Source organism: Paenibacillus xinjiangensis, assembly GCF_059686975.1.
In genome coordinates, this window is the sequence record NZ_JCAALS010000006.1 from 208,401 (window position 1) to 224,532 (window position 16,132).

Below are 16,132 nucleotides of genomic sequence, written 5' to 3' on the forward strand. Positions count from 1 at the left end.
TTATGAATTAACATAGCTCATGAATGACATCATATAGAAGTAGTATACATCTCAATTCCCAGAGGAGGATACCTTTAATGGCTGACCAGAAGAAAAGGCAGGAAGCTGCCTGGAAGTCACGAAAGCAAGAACAGCATCCCCATGGTAAAATCAAATCGCTTAAGGAATTGTCCAGCGAATATGAAGAGAAGCATACTACGCATTAAGATGAAAGACTGTCGGAGAAGGTTTCTCCGGCAGTCTACTATAATCCAGAGCTTTATATACTGGCTGATAGGTATTTACAATTCTATACAATAAAATATATTGAATATATATTCAGTCATTTATTATTAAAAGGTACTTTATGAAAAAATGGGAGGAATCTCGATGAACCAAGTAAGTGATAGAATCCAAGCCTACTTCTAACAACAGGATAATAGAAAATATAACATCTGCCAAAACAACGATGCAGGACATCGCGGATGATGCAGGCCTTAGTAAAGGATTAGCTTATCGTTACTTTGCTACCAAAGAAGAAATTATGGGCAGACTGATTGAGATTTCGATTCCTGGATTAGAACGTATTGCAGAGCTATTTAAACAAGAGGGTAATGAAAAAGAGATTTTGATAAAGACCACAACGTTCTTGCTGGATAACCTCCAAGAAGATTCCTCTTCAACCGATGGACTATTTCTTATTAGTCAAATCCACAGCTTTTCCGATAAAGTGCTGAACCCGGATCTGAAGGATACTGTCCGGAATTCAATGATAAAACTCATCGATTGCCTATCGGATATAATTCTTGCCGGACAGAAACGAGGGTACTTCAAACTAGGAGATTCTCGAAGCTATGCCTATTTTATTAGAGTATTTTTCAAGGGGTAGCATTTACGAGCCGAAGCTTTCATGAGGGATATATCTACCCTACAGCAGAAGTGTTTTTGGGATTTTTGATTCAACACAATTAGAGGAGTAGTCACTAATCGTTGCCATTGAAGAAAGATCAAGCGTTGATAAGCGCTTGGTAACTCATATATGCCCGCAGATAACAGTACAGACGTTGTCCCAGAAGTCGCATTTATTGCGGCTTTTTTTATGACAAATTTTCAATCCGATTGTTTTTTGTAAAACTATATCTATCATTGTTATTGCAATATATTAACCGTGATGATACCATATAATTGTTTCGCGTAAAACATTATTCAGTGCAGAAATTTTGTTTTGCAAAAAATCAAATTGGAGGTTTTCATATGAAGAGAATAAATCCCAATACTCTAACGAGTACAGTAACGAGCTTAATTTCACAGATCGTCGTTGCTCCCGTTTCTACGTTAGCCTTTATTTCCGGGCAAGTTGCATTGAATGAAAAGGGAGAGCTTATCGGAGAAGGGGACTACGGGCTGCAGGCAAAGCAAGTGTTTATTAACTTAAAGCTCGCATTGGAAGCTATTGCAGCTTGCCCAGAGAATATTGTTCAAATGAAAATCCATGTCGTTAACCATAAGCCCGAGTTGGTTGATTCGATCTTTAAAGCCGGCTTTGAAGTATTCGGTGACCAATGGCCGCTTACGGCAAGTACCTTTATAGGCGTTCAGGCGCTTGGGTTCGAGGAATGGTTAGTTGAAGTCGATGCAATCGTATCCATTTCTAACTAAGAGAGGAGCAAAAAAGACATGAATTATGACGTTATTGTAATCGGTGGAGGACCAGTGGGAATGATGTTGGCTGGGGAACTCGCATTGGCTGATGTTAAGGTTTGCGTATTGGAAAAGCTAGAAGCCACTACGCCTTACTCTCGTGCGCTTAGCATCCATCCCCGTACATTAGAGATTTTGGACTTGCGGGGATTGAAATCGGAATTGTTGAAGATTGGAAAACCGCTCCCTTCAGGCCATTTTGCAGGCCTGGAAACTCGGTTGGACTTTACAGTCATCGACTCTTCCTCTAATTATTCCTTGTTTATCGCCCAGTCGGAAACGGAAAAGGTACTAGAACTGAGAGCGCTGGAACTTGGCGCCGATATTCGCCGCGGAATGGAAGTATTATCGGTGACTCAGAGCTCTGATTCTGTTGAGGTTGTTGCTTCCGGAGCTACCGGCCAAATTACATTAACAGCAGCATATACGATTGGCTCCGACGGAGCAGGCAGTATTGTGCGAAAACAAGCCAACATTGCGTTCAACGGCACGGATGCAACACTTACTGCAGTTCAAGGCGATGTCGTACTCAAAAATCCGCCGAAAACGAGTGTCGTTTCCAGTTTTAATGAAAAAGGAATGATTATGATTGTTCCCGTCTCGAAGGAGCTGCACCGTGTCGTCTTTATCGATCCGCGTAGAACATCGATACCGAAGGAGCAGTCCGTCACTTTGGAAGAACTGCGCTCGGGAATGATCCACATGTTAGGCGATGACTACGGGATTTCTGATCCCTACTGGATGACTCGATTCGGCAATGCAACCCGTCAAGCAGAGCGTTATAGGGAAGGAAGACTGTTCCTTGCGGGGGATGCTGCTCATATTCATTTCCCTGCCGGCGGACAAGGAATGAATGTGGGCTTGCAAGAAGCCATGAATCTTGGATGGAAACTAGCTGCCGAAGTGAAAGGGTGGGCTCCCGAGGGATTGCTGGACAGTTACCACTCAGAACGGTTCCCCGTTAATACAGCATTGCTTCGTAATACAAGAATACAAACCTTATTGTTCGGCACCGATTTTTCATCTACAACGATACATCTTCGCAGATTGATTTCGGATCTATTGCAAAGCCCGGACGCTAATTATCGCTTAGCTAGTCAAATTGCGGCCGTGGATGTTCATTACAACATACAAGAGGATGTATCGTCACATCTTCTGAATGGCAGCCGACTTGCTGAGATTAAATTGCTTTCACAGAATGGCGATGTCTTCAGCAGTTATGAGCTATTCCGTGATGGTAAATATATATTATTGAATCTAGCTTCGGATAAAATTACAGAAGTCATAGTTAGTAATCTGCATCACCAACATTTCAAATTCATAAGTGCAATTTTGGCTGATCAAGCCAAAGGCTGGGAAGATGTGCACACTGCGTTGATTCGACCGGACGGATATATTGCATGGGCAATCACTGCAACCGAAGCTGGTTTAATTAAACGAATTGAGCAAGGCATGAAGCAAATCTGCAGAGGTTAAACCTTTTTCTGCCTATATTGTTTTTTGAAAAACAATATTCTGCCCGGAAGCATTTTAATCAAGGCTTTCCGGGCAGATGCTTTTTAATTGGGGGAGTCCTTATGAAGAAAGTTCCAGTTATTTACCTTACGCTCACATTATCAGCCATTTTTTGGGGAGCAAACTTTAACGCCGGAAAGCTTGCGATCGAAGTGATGAGCCCGACTCAAGTGGCAGCTTGGCGATTTATTATAGCTGGTGTGATCATTCTCGCTGTGTACTTGGTAAAGGAGCGACCCACCTGGTCATCGATAAAACCCTATGCTTTGATTTATCTCCTGATGGGGATCATCGGGATCTTCTTAATGAATATTTTCTTGTTTAAAGGGTTAGAGGCTACAAGCCCCATCAATACATCATTAATAACGGCTACCAATCCGCTGCTTACGATTTGCCTATCTGTTTTCTTATTGAAAGAGAAAATTAACTTACGCCAACTTGGAGGAATCGTGTTCTCATTGTTAGGAGTCTTATTAGTTCTTACGAACGGATCGCTGACAACACTGGAGCTGATCTCGAAAGGAGACTTATACGTGTGGCTTGCAACCATTCTCTGGTCTTTGTATGGTGTCCTCGGCAAAAAATACGTCAGCAGCGGTTCGCCCCTTGCAACAACCGCCATAACAATGGCTGTAGGTGCATTGTTTTTTCTGCCTTACTCTTCTTTTACGACGGGGGAAGCCACTTCAGCTAAGGTCATGTTAGCGTGGATAGCCGTGATCTTTATGGCTTTATTTTGTTCTGTACTCGCTTATTTATGGTGGAATCAAGGTATATCTCGTATCGGGGCTAATAAAACGTCTCTATTCTTTAATATCGTTCCCATCTCAACGATGGCTATCTCCGCCTTAACAGGAGAAAGCATAGGTACGGCTCAACTAGTTGGTGTTTTTGTGACTATTTGCGGAATTATTTGGTCAACTAAGACTCCGAAACGAAGCCGATCCGAATGTTTTTCTCAAAACAATCATGTATAATGGAGAGGAGAGTCATGCATAGAGGAGACGAGACGAATGCAGCCAACAGAGCTTTCTAAACTATGGATATTCAAAAACTTTATTCATCTTGTAAGTCAACAGGAAATAAGAGATAGCAAGTTGGCAGTCCGGATGCGCGAAGAAATGGAAAAGTTTGAAAAGGAGCTTGGTGAAAAGAGCAATCTGACTCTGTCGGATATTCACCTAATTGCATGTATCGGAGATTTCTCCCCGATAAATGTAACCTCAATTTCCGAAAAAACCGGATTGACCAAAGGTTCAATAACAAGAATAAGTAAAAAACTGTTGAAGCTCGAGCTGGTAAAAAAACAGCAGATTAATGATAACAAAAAAGAAGTTTATTACAGCTTACTTCCAAAAGGCCAAAAAGTTTATCTTATTCACAATCAAATCCATCATGAGATAGAAGAACGATTTATGAAGTTTTTGGATAAATACACAGATGAACAGCTCTATTTTGCGAGAAACCTAATGCAAGACTTGGCAGAATGGGATTATTAAGCAATTTGTGAGGTCTAGGAGCGAGTAAGGTCCGGATAGCGGCATTGCGCGGCATCGTGTCAACGCAAGTATTTGAACAAAGATCCTGATGGGGCAGCCTTTCTGATCTCCAAGTCATTGGCAGTAATAGCAAAAAAGAACCTGGATAGTTTCATCAGGTTCTTTTTGAATTGCATATAAACAGGCAGGCTGATATAATCAGATTAAGTCTAATTTCATTAAAAAGACATAGTTTATGTATCTTACAATTTAATTGTAGCATCCCGGTGAACTCTTGTCAAATGCTTTTCTCAATTTAATAGTTAGGAGAGATATTGAATGAGTTTTTTGGTTCTCGGTTTTCAAGAAATTGAAAAAACGCAGCTGTCGCTCGTTGGTGGGAAAGGGCTGAAGTTAGGGGAGTTATCAAAAATTCAAGGCATACAAGTTCCAGAAGGATTTTGTGTTACTACCGTGGGCTATCAAAAAGCCATCGAACAAAACGAAATGTATGATGCTTTGTTGGATCAACTAACCATGCTAAAAGTAAAAGATCGAGATCAAATTGGTGAAATATGTAGGAAGATTCGACAAAACATTATGGAAGTAGAATTACCATCCGATGTTGTGAATGAAGTTACCCGTTATCTCTCTCAGTTTGGCGAGGAACATGCTTATGCAGTGCGTTCTAGTGCGACTGCTGAAGATTTACCACATGCGTCTTTTGCTGGTCAACAAGATACCTATTTAAATATCATCGGCAAAGAAGCCATCTTGCAGCATATCAGCAAATGTTGGGCTTCCCTATTCACGGATCGCGCGGTAATCTATCGTATGCAAAATGGATTTGACCATAGTCACGTTTATTTATCCGTTATCGTTCAAAGGATGGTTTTCCCACAGGCTTCGGGAATTTTATTTACCGCTGATCCGATGACTTCCAACCGAAAGCTACTATCAATTGATGCCAGTTATGGACTCGGAGAAGCACTGGTCTCTGGCTTGGTATCTGCCGATTGTTATAAAGTTCGCGAGGGGGAAATCGTCGAGAAGAAGCTAGCAACCAAAAAATTGGCTATCTATGGACGACAAGAAGGAGGAACAGAGACCCGACAGATTGATCCCGATCAGCAAAAGACACAAACACTTACTGAACATCAAATTCTACAACTGGCACGAATCGGAAGACAGATCGAAGAACATTTCGGCTTCCCTCAGGATATCGAATGGTGTTTGGCCCATGATACTTTTCATATTGTTCAGAGTCGTCCAATCACGACTTTATATCCCATCCCTGAAGCGAAGGATCAAGAAAATCACGTGTATGTATCTGTAGGTCACCAACAAATGATGACCGATCCCATGAAATCACTAGGATTGTCATTCTACCTGTTAACGACTCCTGCACCTATGCATGTAGCAGGCGGAAGGTTATTTGTTGATATCACACATCATCTGGCTTCACCTGACAATGGAAAGATGATAATAGATGCTTTGGGAAAATCCGATCCGCTCATAAAAGATGCACTCATGACCATCGTAGAGCGTGAAGATTTTATCAAATCGTCACCAATTGAAACTACAGCACCGAGTCCTGGTAAAAGCAATAAAGGTGTACCCTCTCCGGGTTATCAAGCACAGGTCGAATTCGATCCAGCAATTGTTTCTGATCTCATTAATAAGAGTCAAACATCTATAGAAGAGTTGAAACAATACATCCAAACGAAATCAGGATCAGATTTATTTGATTTTATTCTAGAAGACATGCAGCAATTAAAAAAGATGTTGTTCGACCCACAAAGTTCGGGTGTAATAATGGCTGCAATGGATGCTTCATCTTGGATCAATGAAAAAATGAACATGTGGTTAGGTGAACACAACGCAGCAGATACACTCTCTCAATCTGTAGCAAACAATATTACTTCAGAAATGGGTCTGGCACTATTGGATGTCGCAGATGTGATTCGTCCATATCCAGAAGTAATCGATTATTTGCAGCATGTAAAGGATGATAACTTTTTGGATGAGCTCATTACGTTTGATGGGGGACAGGAAACCCAAGACGCTATCTATGCTTATCTTAATAAATACGGAATGCGATGTGCCGGAGAAATTGACATGACTAGAGCTCGTTGGATTGAAAAACCAAGTACACTTGTCCCGATGATTCTCGGTAACATTAAGAACTTTCAGCCTAATGCTGGAAAACGGAAATATGAGCAAGGGCTGCAGGAAGCTTTAGAAAGAGAACAAGAGTTATTAGATCGATTGAAGCAATTACCGGATGGTGAACAAAAAGCCAAAGAAACAAAACGAATGATCGACCTAATTCGCAATTTCATCGGTTACCGGGAATATCCAAAATACGGCATGATTAATCGCTACTTTGTTTATAAGCTGGCTTTACTGAAAGAAGCCGATCGACTCGTACGAGAAAGCGTTATTCATGAGAGAGAAGATATATACGATCTCACTTTTGAAGAGCTTCACGAAGTCGTTCGCACTAATAAACTGGATTACCAGATCATCTGCAGACGAAAAGAGGAGTACAAACTATACGAGAAGCTAACTCCACCACGTGTTATTACCTCTGATGGTGAGATCATTGCAGGTGAGTACACACGGGAGAATCTCCCAGCTGATGCTATTGTAGGTCTACCTGTTTCTTCTGGTGTGATTGAGGGACGAGCACGTGTCATCTTAAACATGGAAGAGGCTGATCTAGAGGATGGAGATATATTAGTCACCTCCTTTACTGACCCTGGCTGGACACCATTGTTTGTATCCATTAACGGACTAGTTACCGAAGTTGGTGGGCTGATGACCCATGGAGCTGTTATCGCACGTGAATATGGCTTACCAGCAGTTGTCGGAGTGGAGAACGCCACCAAACTGATAAAAGACGGGCAACGAATTCGCGTGCATGGAACTGAAGGGTACATTGAAATATTGTAAGTGATCGATCCCGGCATAGCTCCATGCATCAAAAGATAATACTGGGCACCGCCTTGTGTCGAGTGACTCGGACCTTGAATTGGAGTATATAAACAGGATGCTTGGACACAATAATTTGAGTTAACCTGCGACCAATAACATGACCAGTAAAGGATTAGAGGTGCTTAATAAATGTCGAATAAAAAAAGTTATTATACCTTTGAGGATCCATCCGGCACCACAATTGAATTTCAAGCTACCAGCTTGCAACAGGCCATGATGATTAAAAAAAAGAAGGCCCACGAACTAGGGATTCATAAAGAGGCTTTTGAACTCACAAGCATACGCAAGAAACCAAGCCAGAGTGTATAGCCAGTTTTCTAGATTATGATCACTACTTCCTCTGTAAATTTCAAGCCTATAACTTCACTTTCATGGCGGTAACACTAGGGTGACAAGTACATATTATCAACAAGAGCCGCAAGTAATGCGGCTCTTGTCAAAGTACGATGATAAGGACTTGATAACATTCCCGATAAGTCAATTGATGTTAGGAAAAGCACACACTGTTTGCTTAGAGAGACACACCTTTTCCGAAAGAGAGTGAAACTAGTGATAACACCTGAACCGATAGAGTTGCAATTCATTAAACGACTCAGTGACGAAGAGAATACCCTTATTGAAGCGCTAAGGACGATCGAAATGCCTCCTGCAGCTGCATTGCTGCTGGTTAGTAACGAGCTCAAAGGACCGTTGGAAAACGGACCAATGGCAAATATCCTAGACGGGTTCTTGGCAAGGCATACTATAGGGGGTACAAATAAGTGAAACTCAAGTACCTGTTAGAAGTACTCCGGCTATAGACTTCTTTCGAACATAGTCCCCGCCTTGTTTGGTTATAGTTCTCTGCGGATACGACATTGAACCCATCCATAAAATAAGAAGCCGTGTTCTAATAGATGAAGGAGCCCCTTGGCATCTTCCCTTCTTAAATCGTATTTGTCCTGATAATGAAGATATATGGTTCTGCGGTTTACGTTTGCACGGTCTGCGATATCCTGAATGGAAATGTCATATTCGTAAGTCACGAAGTATGCCAAGGCGACCGAGTTTACATTTATATTAAATATTTTTTTGGAGTGAGGTTAATAATACTCTTGGCTGCTGTACAGGGACAAAGCATGCTAATCCAATATCAGGTATGAACTTAGGAGGGTAAATGAATGCAATTCGAAAACCATCAAAACATTGAAACAGGCCAGATTCCTCCGCAATTGAACCACGGGGGCCACGAAATGTTTGATGTCCACGAGGTTTTGGGAGGGGCCATCAATACATTGAATACTTACACCATGTTGAGTCAACATGTGCAGGATCCAGAGCTCCGGGACATTTTGGAACGTCAGAAGCAATTTATCGCCGATGAATATAACATCACTTTAGAGTGTTTTAAAACCGGACAAGATCCCTCAAAGCCGACGCAAAGCTATAAAATGAATCAAGAAAATGATTTTACGTATGGGATGAAACCTACACAACCCAAAAAACCAATGCAAACAATAGCAGAAATCAATGATGATACGATATCATGCAGCATGCTTCATTCCGTGAAATCCGGTGCTACAGCAAAAACAATGGCTGCAATCGAAACAACGAATCCAGTAGTGCGTCGTGTTCTTGCAGATTCTATTCCCAATTGCATCGAAATGGCTTACGAAATATCGCTATACCAAAATAAGCATGGGTATTATCAAGTACCACAGCTTTCCCAGCAAGACATGCAGTTTATTCAAAATGGATACTCTCCTGCGTCTGTGCAGCCGCCAATTCACTAGGCCTCACTACACTTTTGTTCGCAATATTATTCCAGGAGGGACTTAGGAAAATCCAGCTTCAATCCTCTTGTGGTCGAATTGCGTCTAAGCTTAGAGACTGAATAAAGGTATCTACGTGATTATAAAGAATGTCAGAATGGAGTCATGATGATTATTCCTCATCGTGACTCCATTTTCTATGTAGCTTTCATTCATCTAGAATCTGACTACTATTTATATTGACTTGGAGTTAACTCCATATGGGATAATAGGAACGAACCTAAGGAAAACAGTCATCGGAGTAACAACATTTGAAAGAATGACTAAGAAGGTAGGGGTATCGATGGAATATGTGAAGCTAGGAAATACTGGATTGGATGTATCTCGGATCTGTCTTGGTTGTATGAGCTTTGGATCAGCTGAGCGGTGGACACACCCTTGGGTACTTGATGAAGAGAAGAGTCGACCGATTATTAAAAAGGCTTTAGATCTAGGCATCAATTTTTTCGATACTGCTAATATATACTCAACCGGAGCAAGCGAAGAAATTGTAGGGCGAGCTTTGAAGGATTATGCTAATCGTGATGAAATCGTCATCGCAACGAAAGTGCATTTTAGAATGCATGAAGGACCAAATGGTGCTGGCCTTTCTCGAAAAGCAATTATGAGTGAGATCGATAAAAGCCTTAAGAGATTAGGAACAGACTATGTAGATTTGTACCAGATTCACCGCTGGGATTACAATACGCCCATTGAAGAGACGATGGAAGCCTTGCATGACGTGGTTAAAGCAGGGAAAGCAAGATACATTGGTGCATCTGCCATGTACGCCTGGCAGTTTCTTAAGGCGTTAAATGTAGCTGAACAAAATAGATGGACCCGGTTTGTATCTATGCAAAATCATCTTAACCTTATGTACCGTGAAGAAGAGCGGGAGATGATGCCGCTGTGTAAGGAAGAGAAGATAGGTGTTATCCCCTACAGCCCGCTCGCCTCAGGTAGACTGGTGCGTGATTGGTCCGAAACAACACATCGTTCCGAAACCGACCAAGCTCAGAAATGGAAATACGATGCAACTGCTAATGTAGACCGTGTAATTGCAGATCGGGTAGCTGAAATCGCAGAAAAACGCGGTGTTCCTCGTGTTCAAATCGCTCTTGCCTGGTTATTGCAGAAAGAACCAGTGACAGCTCCAATTATTGGTGTTACACAAATAGCCCAACTCGAAGAGGCGGTGGGCTCTCTTACGATTACATTAACACAGGATGAAATGGCTTCGCTAGAAGAACTATATGTGCCTCACCGCGTAGTAGGCCCACAGTAGAGCAGTAGCCTTGAGTTAATACATTTATACTAAGTAAACAAGGTGAGTATTCTAATCTATTCTAGCAAAATGTAGAAGAGCCCCTATTCAGGGCTCTTCTATTCCCCAAAATTTGTAAAGCAAAGACACCTTAGTTTGTTTGTGTATACTGGCCTATTGCTTTTGTCCGAATTCGCAAACTAGAGGATTTTATTTTGCGGCGGACTAGGGCTATATTCGTCTCCAGATCTTCTGTAAAGCCTTCCTTGGGGCCTCGAATTACGGTTTGCGACGAAGGTTCCTCGACACCGCGCCTCTTGCCCGCCGCCTACCGCACAAGCAAAGGCTTCATTCAACCCGTTTACGATTATTGCTGCCCGGCCTTCGAACATGCATTGAATTAGCTCATCTTCCGAGAGGACGGTTGAAATATGGCCAGCGGAAACACGGTTTCGGTACCACACCGGTTCCATTACGCCTAGGATCTCGTCATCGCGGGTAACCAGATTCATGTCTGCTACGAGATTCACAACCAGCTACTTATCGACAAGCCCTTCAAAATAACAGATGGCTATAAGGGTATGCCCGTTCCTTCCCTCTATCTGATGGACTATGAAATCCTAGCTATGTCCCACGAGCTCATGCAAACTTGCCAACCAGATCCGTAAACGTAGAGTCTAAAAAGATGCTATTTTGTTGCTAGACTTCCGGGAGCATGATATAGTGATAATTAATTTACTTGATGTCTATGGGGAAAATTTTATATTTGTTTTAAATGGAGGAGCCTGACACACAAGGGGCTCCTTTTTTTTGATTAAAATTGCACTAAGGGAGAGGTGTGATTTCATGTGCCGTGAAGTTAACTTGTTCAAAGCCGGAGATGTTACTTTAGAGTATTCGATATTAGGTACAGGGTTACCTATACTAATATTTCATGGTGGACATTCAAACTGTAATGAGGAATTTGGTTATAAGATACTACTAGACTCGGGATATTCTATTATTACGCCTTCCCGTGCAGGGTACGGCCGAACTTCAAATATTACGGATTTAAGGCGAGCCTGTCGTATTTATAATGACTTATTGGATCATCTCGCCATCAGGAGAGTACATGTGATTGCTGTTTCAGCAGGTGGGCCTACAGGAATTATGTTTTCCTCCATGTTTCCCGAACGGGTCGTCAGTTTTACGCTGCAGTGTGCTGTAACGGAACCTTGGCTCACCACAAACGATAAGGAATACAAGGTGTCTAAGCGTATTTTCAACCCTGTAACTGAAAAAAGAACTTGGAAGCTAGTTGCAACATTAAGTAACCTATTACCTAAATTAACATTTAGAATGATGGCATCTTCTTTCACTACACTTTCTTATTCGGAAGTTCAAAAACAAGTCGATAATCAATTCTCTGAAGAGTTTCGAAAAATGAATAACCGACAGCGCTCGTACTCGGGATTCTTAATTGATCTAGAACAAACTCAATGCGAATATTCCACGGAACTAAGGTCAATTCAAGCACCAACACTGATCATGCATTCCAAAAACGATAATTTAGTACCCCTAAGTCATCCTCAAAATGCAAGAACAATGATCCCCCAATCGAAACTATTTATTCTTGATTCGTGGGGCCACCTCATATGGATTGGAAAGCATGCAATTGAGTACGATCATGCTCTAATTTCATTCTTATCGCGATCGTCGTGTTTAACTACCGGGAAACGTTAGTTCAGAGCCATCCAGGAGCAGATTTATTGAATAATTGTCTGGCAGCATCGCCATAGCATGGACCAACGGACCATTGGAGGTCTGTTCTATTTTTTTGCGACGAAGTTGGTACGCTTAACTGGGTCGTTACACCTCAACAACTGGTTGAGTTGATGAACGAAGTTGCCGCAAGGTTAGAAAAGAGAACTTTTCAATTTGCGGAAGATAAGGTATTAATTTCTTCATAAGCATGTTGAAAACGGCCGGCTCCGACCGTTTTTTGTTGTTCCCGGGAGGAGGGACAACGGTTAACCGATTCCTGCTACAATGGGAGATAGGATTTTTTGCGCGTTAGGTATCATCATCGGATTCCCCCCCCGAACGAGTTGTTTTCCCCCGCTCTCATAAATCGTAATGAACGATATGATAAAGACGTACCAAGCAAATAGACTAAGAGGGGATGAACTTTAGATGAAAAAAGGACTTAAAAGATCGTTGACGCTTCTGGCAGCCGTGACGCTGGCGTTCGGCATCGCGGGATGCGCGGGCGGCAATAACGGCGGCAACGCGAACACGGGCAATGAGCCTGCAGCGGGCAACGCGACCGAGACGAAAGGGAACGCCGAGAAAACAAAGCTGGTGTACTGGACCTATCAACGACATGACGCCGAGTACATTAAGGCGAAGATCGACGAGTTCAACAAGGCGAATGAAGACAACATCGAAGTCGAAATGACGATGATGGCGGAGAACTATCCGCAGTCGCTGGACCTGGCTTTCACAAGCGGTCAAGCTCCGGATGTGTTCGTGACGCAAAGACCCGATGAGTTCTACGCGAAGGGTTATTTCGAACCGCTTAATGATTACTTGACAGACGAAATGAAAGCGAAATATGAGGGCTACATTTTGGAAGGCGGGAACCAGTTAGAGAACAATATCATCTCGCTGCCTAACGTTGGCAACACAATCCGACTTGTCTATAATGTTGATATTTTCGAGAAAGCGGGACTACAGCCGCCGAAATCGCTGGACGAGATGGTCGCAGCCGCGAAGAGGATCACGGAAATCGGCAAAGCGGACGGGATCTACGGCTGGTCGCTGCCTTATAAGAGCCCTTCAAGCGCTCTAAGTCGATCCGCGGATAAAATAGCGGAAATGAACGGCTTCCATCGCTCCGGCTTCGACTTCAAAACGGCAACATACGATTTCTCCGGTTGGAAACCGATTATTGAAGCCTTCCGTCAAATGAGCGCGGACGGCAGCGTGCTGCCAGGCTCTGAAGCGCTGGATATGGACCCGATGCGCGCGCAATTCGCCGAAGGCAAAATCGGCATGTACATCTCCTATTCGACGGAGCCCGGCGTATATCATACGCAATTCCCTCCAAAAATTCGCTGGGATGCTACTTTGGTGCCTACTGTTGACGGCGGAGAGCCGCAAGGCGCTATCGATCCTGCCGCCATTACGTGGCTGTCCATGAGCAGCGAGTCCAAGAACAAGGAAGCGGCGTGGAAGTTTATGTCTTATATGTATCAAGACGAGATTCTCCGCGGCTATCACGAAGCCGGATTAGGTATCTCCGTATTGCCGCATGTGCTCGAAGGAGCCAAAGAGCCTGTGGTACCGGGCATCAAAAACTTCCTGCCTACGAAATACGACGCTGCTTGGCCGATTGCTCCGACGGGCATTACGCCGGAAGGAAAAACTTGGCATGAAGAATTCGTGAAATATATTTTGGTCGGCGGAGATTTGGATCAAGTGATCAGCAACCTGAATGCCAGCTACAACGATGCGCTCGACAAAGCCGTTGCAGACGGAAAAGTGAAAGTAACGGCTGATCCAAGCTTCGATCCGAAAGCTTTGCAAAAATAAGACGGATTAATACCGCATCCGGAGGCTGCCATGATACAAAAATGGAAGAACCATGCGGGAGCCTATCTATTCGTGACTCCGAGTGTGATCTTAACGGTTACACTCGGAATCTATCCGATTTTATGGGCTTTACGCTACATGTTTTACGACTACAAAGGATATGGCGAAGCAAAGTTCTCAGGGCTCTATAACTTCAAGCGGCTGTTCCGTGACGAATATTTGTGGGACGCGATCTGGAATACGTTCGTATTTGCTTCCGGCAAAATGATCTTGACTCTTCCAGTCGCATTGCTGCTGGCGGTTCTGTTAAACGGCAAGCTGAGAGGAAGGAATTTCCTGCGCGGTATCTACTTCATGCCAACCATCTTCAGCACGGCGGTTATGGCCGTCGTATTCTATCTCATCTTCAATTCCTATAACGGATTGTTGAATCAAATATTGAACATGATCGGATTGCCCGCGGTCGAGTGGTTGAATATGCAGAATGCGATGTTAACCTGTATCATCATCGCAGCCTGGGGAGGTATCGGCAATTATATGCTGCTCTTCCTCGCCGGACTTCAAGGCATTCCAAAGGACGTATACGAAAGCGCCGAGATCGACGGTGCAACCGGGGCTAGAAGGTTCTGGTCGATTACCGTGCCTATGCTCGGCCCGGTTCTGAACATCGTTATGATGCTGGCGATTATGAGCGCCCTCGAAAGCTATGAAGCGATTATGGTTCTGACGGGCGGAGGACCTTCCGGAGCGACGGAGGTTATGCATCTCTATCTCTACAAATTGTTATTCCCTGTATCGACAGGCGAAACGATGTCGCAGGACATCGGTTACGGCTCCGCCGTTGCCATGTTACTCGCATTGATCGTTGGTGCGATTACCGGTCTGTACTTGTATTTATCCAGAAAGCTTAACGATATTTATTCCTGATTACAGGCATAAGGAGGAGAATTCATGACGCGCATATCAGGGAGGGTTCTGACCTGGACGTTCTTGCTCGTAACAGCCGCGCTTCTGTTGCTTCCCATTGCGCTCGCCATGCTCGGTTCGTTCAAGACGAACCAGGAGCTGAACGCAGGCTCAGCCCTTCTGCCACAAGTGTGGCAGCTCGAGAATTATATTTATACGTGGCAAGAAGCGAAGTTTTCCATTTATGTATGGAACAGCATCATCTATAGCGTCGGAGCGACCATGACGACGGTGATCGTATGCTCCTTGGCCGCATACGCGGTAGCACGCAGGACGTTCCCTGGCCGGAAGCTGCTACTCGGTGTATATTCCGCCATGATGTTTATTCATATGGGGGTTCTGACGCTAAAGCCCGCTTACCAAATCATGGTGACGCTCGGTCTTCACAAGTCGGTGCTCGGACTCATCATTATGATGACCGGCGCGGGCGGCACAACGTTCTTTATCTTGTTCGCTTTCATTCGAAGCATCTCTAAAGAGCTGGATGAAGCGGCCATGATCGACGGAGCAGGCTCTTTCTATATTTTCTCGCGGATCATTATGCCGCTTTGTACGCCGGCACTCGGAGTCGTAGGCCTATTCGCCTTCCGCGGAGCCTGGAACAACTACATTCTGCCGCTGGTCTTCACGATGTCGCAGCCGCATCTGCAGCCGATTACGGTCGGGCTCACCAACATTCGCTACGGGTTCGGCGGAGCGGTGCAAAGCCATCTGATGTTGACAGGAGCTTGTATCTCCATGATTCCGATGCTGATCATGTATATTCTGGCGAATAAGTCGTTTGTTCAGATGAATGTCGGCGCCGTCAAGGGTTGATGGGTCTTGTCCCGCATGATACGATCTATGGCATAACCTATAGCGAGGCAGGA

Annotated in this window: 15 protein-coding genes and 1 pseudogene; 14 read left to right on the forward strand and 2 right to left on the reverse strand. The window is 43.8% G+C overall.

The genetic code is table 11. The features are described 5' to 3' along the window. Positions 1-77: 77 nt before the first annotated feature. From AC6ESP_RS08600 to AC6ESP_RS08635, 8 genes are all read left to right on the forward strand, one after another. Positions 78-206 carry a DUF6254 family protein gene (locus AC6ESP_RS08600; RefSeq protein WP_497096292.1) on the forward strand — a complete coding sequence of 43 codons (129 nt, stop codon included), beginning with the start codon at positions 78-80 and terminating at the stop codon, positions 204-206. A gap of 176 nt (positions 207-382) precedes the next feature. Beyond that, on the forward strand, positions 383-868 hold the full coding sequence (locus tag AC6ESP_RS08605) for a TetR/AcrR family transcriptional regulator (protein WP_497096293.1): 486 nt from the start codon (positions 383-385) through the stop codon (positions 866-868). 365 nt (positions 869-1,233) lie between these two features. Continuing rightward, entirely contained in the window at positions 1,234-1,638 is a 405-nt protein-coding gene (locus AC6ESP_RS08610; RefSeq protein ID WP_497096294.1) for a RidA family protein, read from the forward strand. 18 nt (positions 1,639-1,656) lie between these two features. Next, positions 1,657-3,156 carry a monooxygenase gene (locus AC6ESP_RS08615; protein ID WP_497096295.1) on the forward strand — a complete coding sequence of 500 codons (1,500 nt, stop codon included), beginning with the start codon at positions 1,657-1,659 and terminating at the stop codon, positions 3,154-3,156. 101 nt (positions 3,157-3,257) lie between these two features. Further along, positions 3,258-4,172 carry a DMT family transporter gene (locus AC6ESP_RS08620; protein WP_497096296.1) on the forward strand — a complete coding sequence of 305 codons (915 nt, stop codon included), beginning with the start codon at positions 3,258-3,260 and terminating at the stop codon, positions 4,170-4,172. Between the two features lie 36 nt (positions 4,173-4,208). Continuing rightward, entirely contained in the window at positions 4,209-4,694 is a 486-nt protein-coding gene (locus AC6ESP_RS08625; RefSeq protein ID WP_497096297.1) for a MarR family transcriptional regulator, read from the forward strand. Positions 4,695-5,012: 318 nt separating this feature from the next. Then, complete coding sequence (ppsA, locus tag AC6ESP_RS08630; protein WP_497096298.1) at positions 5,013-7,628, forward strand: phosphoenolpyruvate synthase; 2,616 nt, start codon at positions 5,013-5,015, stop codon at positions 7,626-7,628. A 171-nt stretch (positions 7,629-7,799) separates the two neighbouring features. Further along, entirely contained in the window at positions 7,800-7,979 is a 180-nt protein-coding gene (locus AC6ESP_RS08635) for a hypothetical protein (protein ID WP_497096299.1), read from the forward strand. Positions 7,980-8,596: 617 nt separating this feature from the next. Here AC6ESP_RS08635 and AC6ESP_RS08640 read toward each other — a convergent pair. Beyond that, positions 8,597-8,737, reverse strand: a pseudogene (locus AC6ESP_RS08640) (TetR/AcrR family transcriptional regulator); the annotation flags it as partial. A 93-nt stretch (positions 8,738-8,830) separates the two neighbouring features. On the opposite strand from AC6ESP_RS08640, the gene AC6ESP_RS08645 reads away from it, so the two are divergent. Beyond that, complete coding sequence (locus tag AC6ESP_RS08645) at positions 8,831-9,442, forward strand: spore coat protein (RefSeq protein WP_497096300.1); 612 nt, start codon at positions 8,831-8,833, stop codon at positions 9,440-9,442. 322 nt (positions 9,443-9,764) lie between these two features. Next, positions 9,765-10,745, forward strand: a complete 981-nt coding sequence (locus tag AC6ESP_RS08650; protein ID WP_497096326.1) for an aldo/keto reductase — start codon at positions 9,765-9,767, stop codon at positions 10,743-10,745. A 130-nt stretch (positions 10,746-10,875) separates the two neighbouring features. Here the strand turns inward: AC6ESP_RS08650 and AC6ESP_RS08655 are convergent, their stop codons facing one another. Next, positions 10,876-11,004 carry a spore germination protein gene (locus tag AC6ESP_RS08655; protein ID WP_497096327.1) on the reverse strand — a complete coding sequence of 43 codons (129 nt, stop codon included), beginning with the start codon at positions 11,002-11,004 and terminating at the stop codon, positions 10,876-10,878. A 566-nt stretch (positions 11,005-11,570) separates the two neighbouring features. On the opposite strand from AC6ESP_RS08655, the gene AC6ESP_RS08660 reads away from it, so the two are divergent. From AC6ESP_RS08660 to AC6ESP_RS08675, 4 genes are all read left to right on the forward strand, one after another. Beyond that, on the forward strand, positions 11,571-12,446 hold the full coding sequence (locus AC6ESP_RS08660) for an alpha/beta hydrolase (protein ID WP_497096301.1): 876 nt from the start codon (positions 11,571-11,573) through the stop codon (positions 12,444-12,446). 450 nt (positions 12,447-12,896) lie between these two features. After that, the gene (locus AC6ESP_RS08665) at positions 12,897-14,297 is read left to right on the forward strand and encodes an ABC transporter substrate-binding protein (protein WP_497096302.1); all 1,401 of its coding nucleotides are present in this window, start codon (positions 12,897-12,899) and stop codon (positions 14,295-14,297) included. 30 nt (positions 14,298-14,327) lie between these two features. Beyond that, positions 14,328-15,224 (forward strand): carbohydrate ABC transporter permease, encoded by an 897-nt coding sequence (locus AC6ESP_RS08670; protein ID WP_497096303.1) that lies wholly within the window; start codon positions 14,328-14,330, stop codon positions 15,222-15,224. 24 nt (positions 15,225-15,248) lie between these two features. Continuing rightward, positions 15,249-16,079: a carbohydrate ABC transporter permease gene (locus AC6ESP_RS08675; RefSeq protein WP_497096304.1), complete on the forward strand. Its 831-nt coding sequence runs from the start codon at positions 15,249-15,251 to the stop codon at positions 16,077-16,079. Positions 16,080-16,132 lie beyond the last annotated feature (53 nt).

Excerpts from the sequence above, each read along its gene's own strand:
- AC6ESP_RS08645 (WP_497096300.1), top strand. The coding sequence starts at position 8,831 with ATGCAATTCGAAAACCATCAAAACATTGAAACAGGCCAGATTCCTCCG.
- AC6ESP_RS08650 (WP_497096326.1), top strand. The coding sequence starts at position 9,765 with ATGGAATATGTGAAGCTAGGAAATACTGGATTGGATGTATCTCGGATC.
- AC6ESP_RS08615 (WP_497096295.1), top strand. The coding sequence starts at position 1,657 with ATGAATTATGACGTTATTGTAATCGGTGGAGGACCAGTGGGAATGATG.
- AC6ESP_RS08610 (WP_497096294.1), top strand. The coding sequence starts at position 1,234 with ATGAAGAGAATAAATCCCAATACTCTAACGAGTACAGTAACGAGCTTA.
- AC6ESP_RS08665 (WP_497096302.1), top strand. The coding sequence starts at position 12,897 with ATGAAAAAAGGACTTAAAAGATCGTTGACGCTTCTGGCAGCCGTGACG.
- AC6ESP_RS08625 (WP_497096297.1), top strand. The coding sequence starts at position 4,209 with ATGCAGCCAACAGAGCTTTCTAAACTATGGATATTCAAAAACTTTATT.
- AC6ESP_RS08675 (WP_497096304.1), top strand. The coding sequence starts at position 15,249 with ATGACGCGCATATCAGGGAGGGTTCTGACCTGGACGTTCTTGCTCGTA.
- AC6ESP_RS08660 (WP_497096301.1), top strand. The coding sequence starts at position 11,571 with ATGTGCCGTGAAGTTAACTTGTTCAAAGCCGGAGATGTTACTTTAGAG.
- AC6ESP_RS08635 (WP_497096299.1), top strand. The coding sequence starts at position 7,800 with ATGTCGAATAAAAAAAGTTATTATACCTTTGAGGATCCATCCGGCACC.
- ppsA (WP_497096298.1), top strand. The coding sequence starts at position 5,013 with ATGAGTTTTTTGGTTCTCGGTTTTCAAGAAATTGAAAAAACGCAGCTG.
- AC6ESP_RS08600 (WP_497096292.1), top strand. The coding sequence starts at position 78 with ATGGCTGACCAGAAGAAAAGGCAGGAAGCTGCCTGGAAGTCACGAAAG.
- AC6ESP_RS08620 (WP_497096296.1), top strand. The coding sequence starts at position 3,258 with ATGAAGAAAGTTCCAGTTATTTACCTTACGCTCACATTATCAGCCATT.
- AC6ESP_RS08670 (WP_497096303.1), top strand. The coding sequence starts at position 14,328 with ATGATACAAAAATGGAAGAACCATGCGGGAGCCTATCTATTCGTGACT.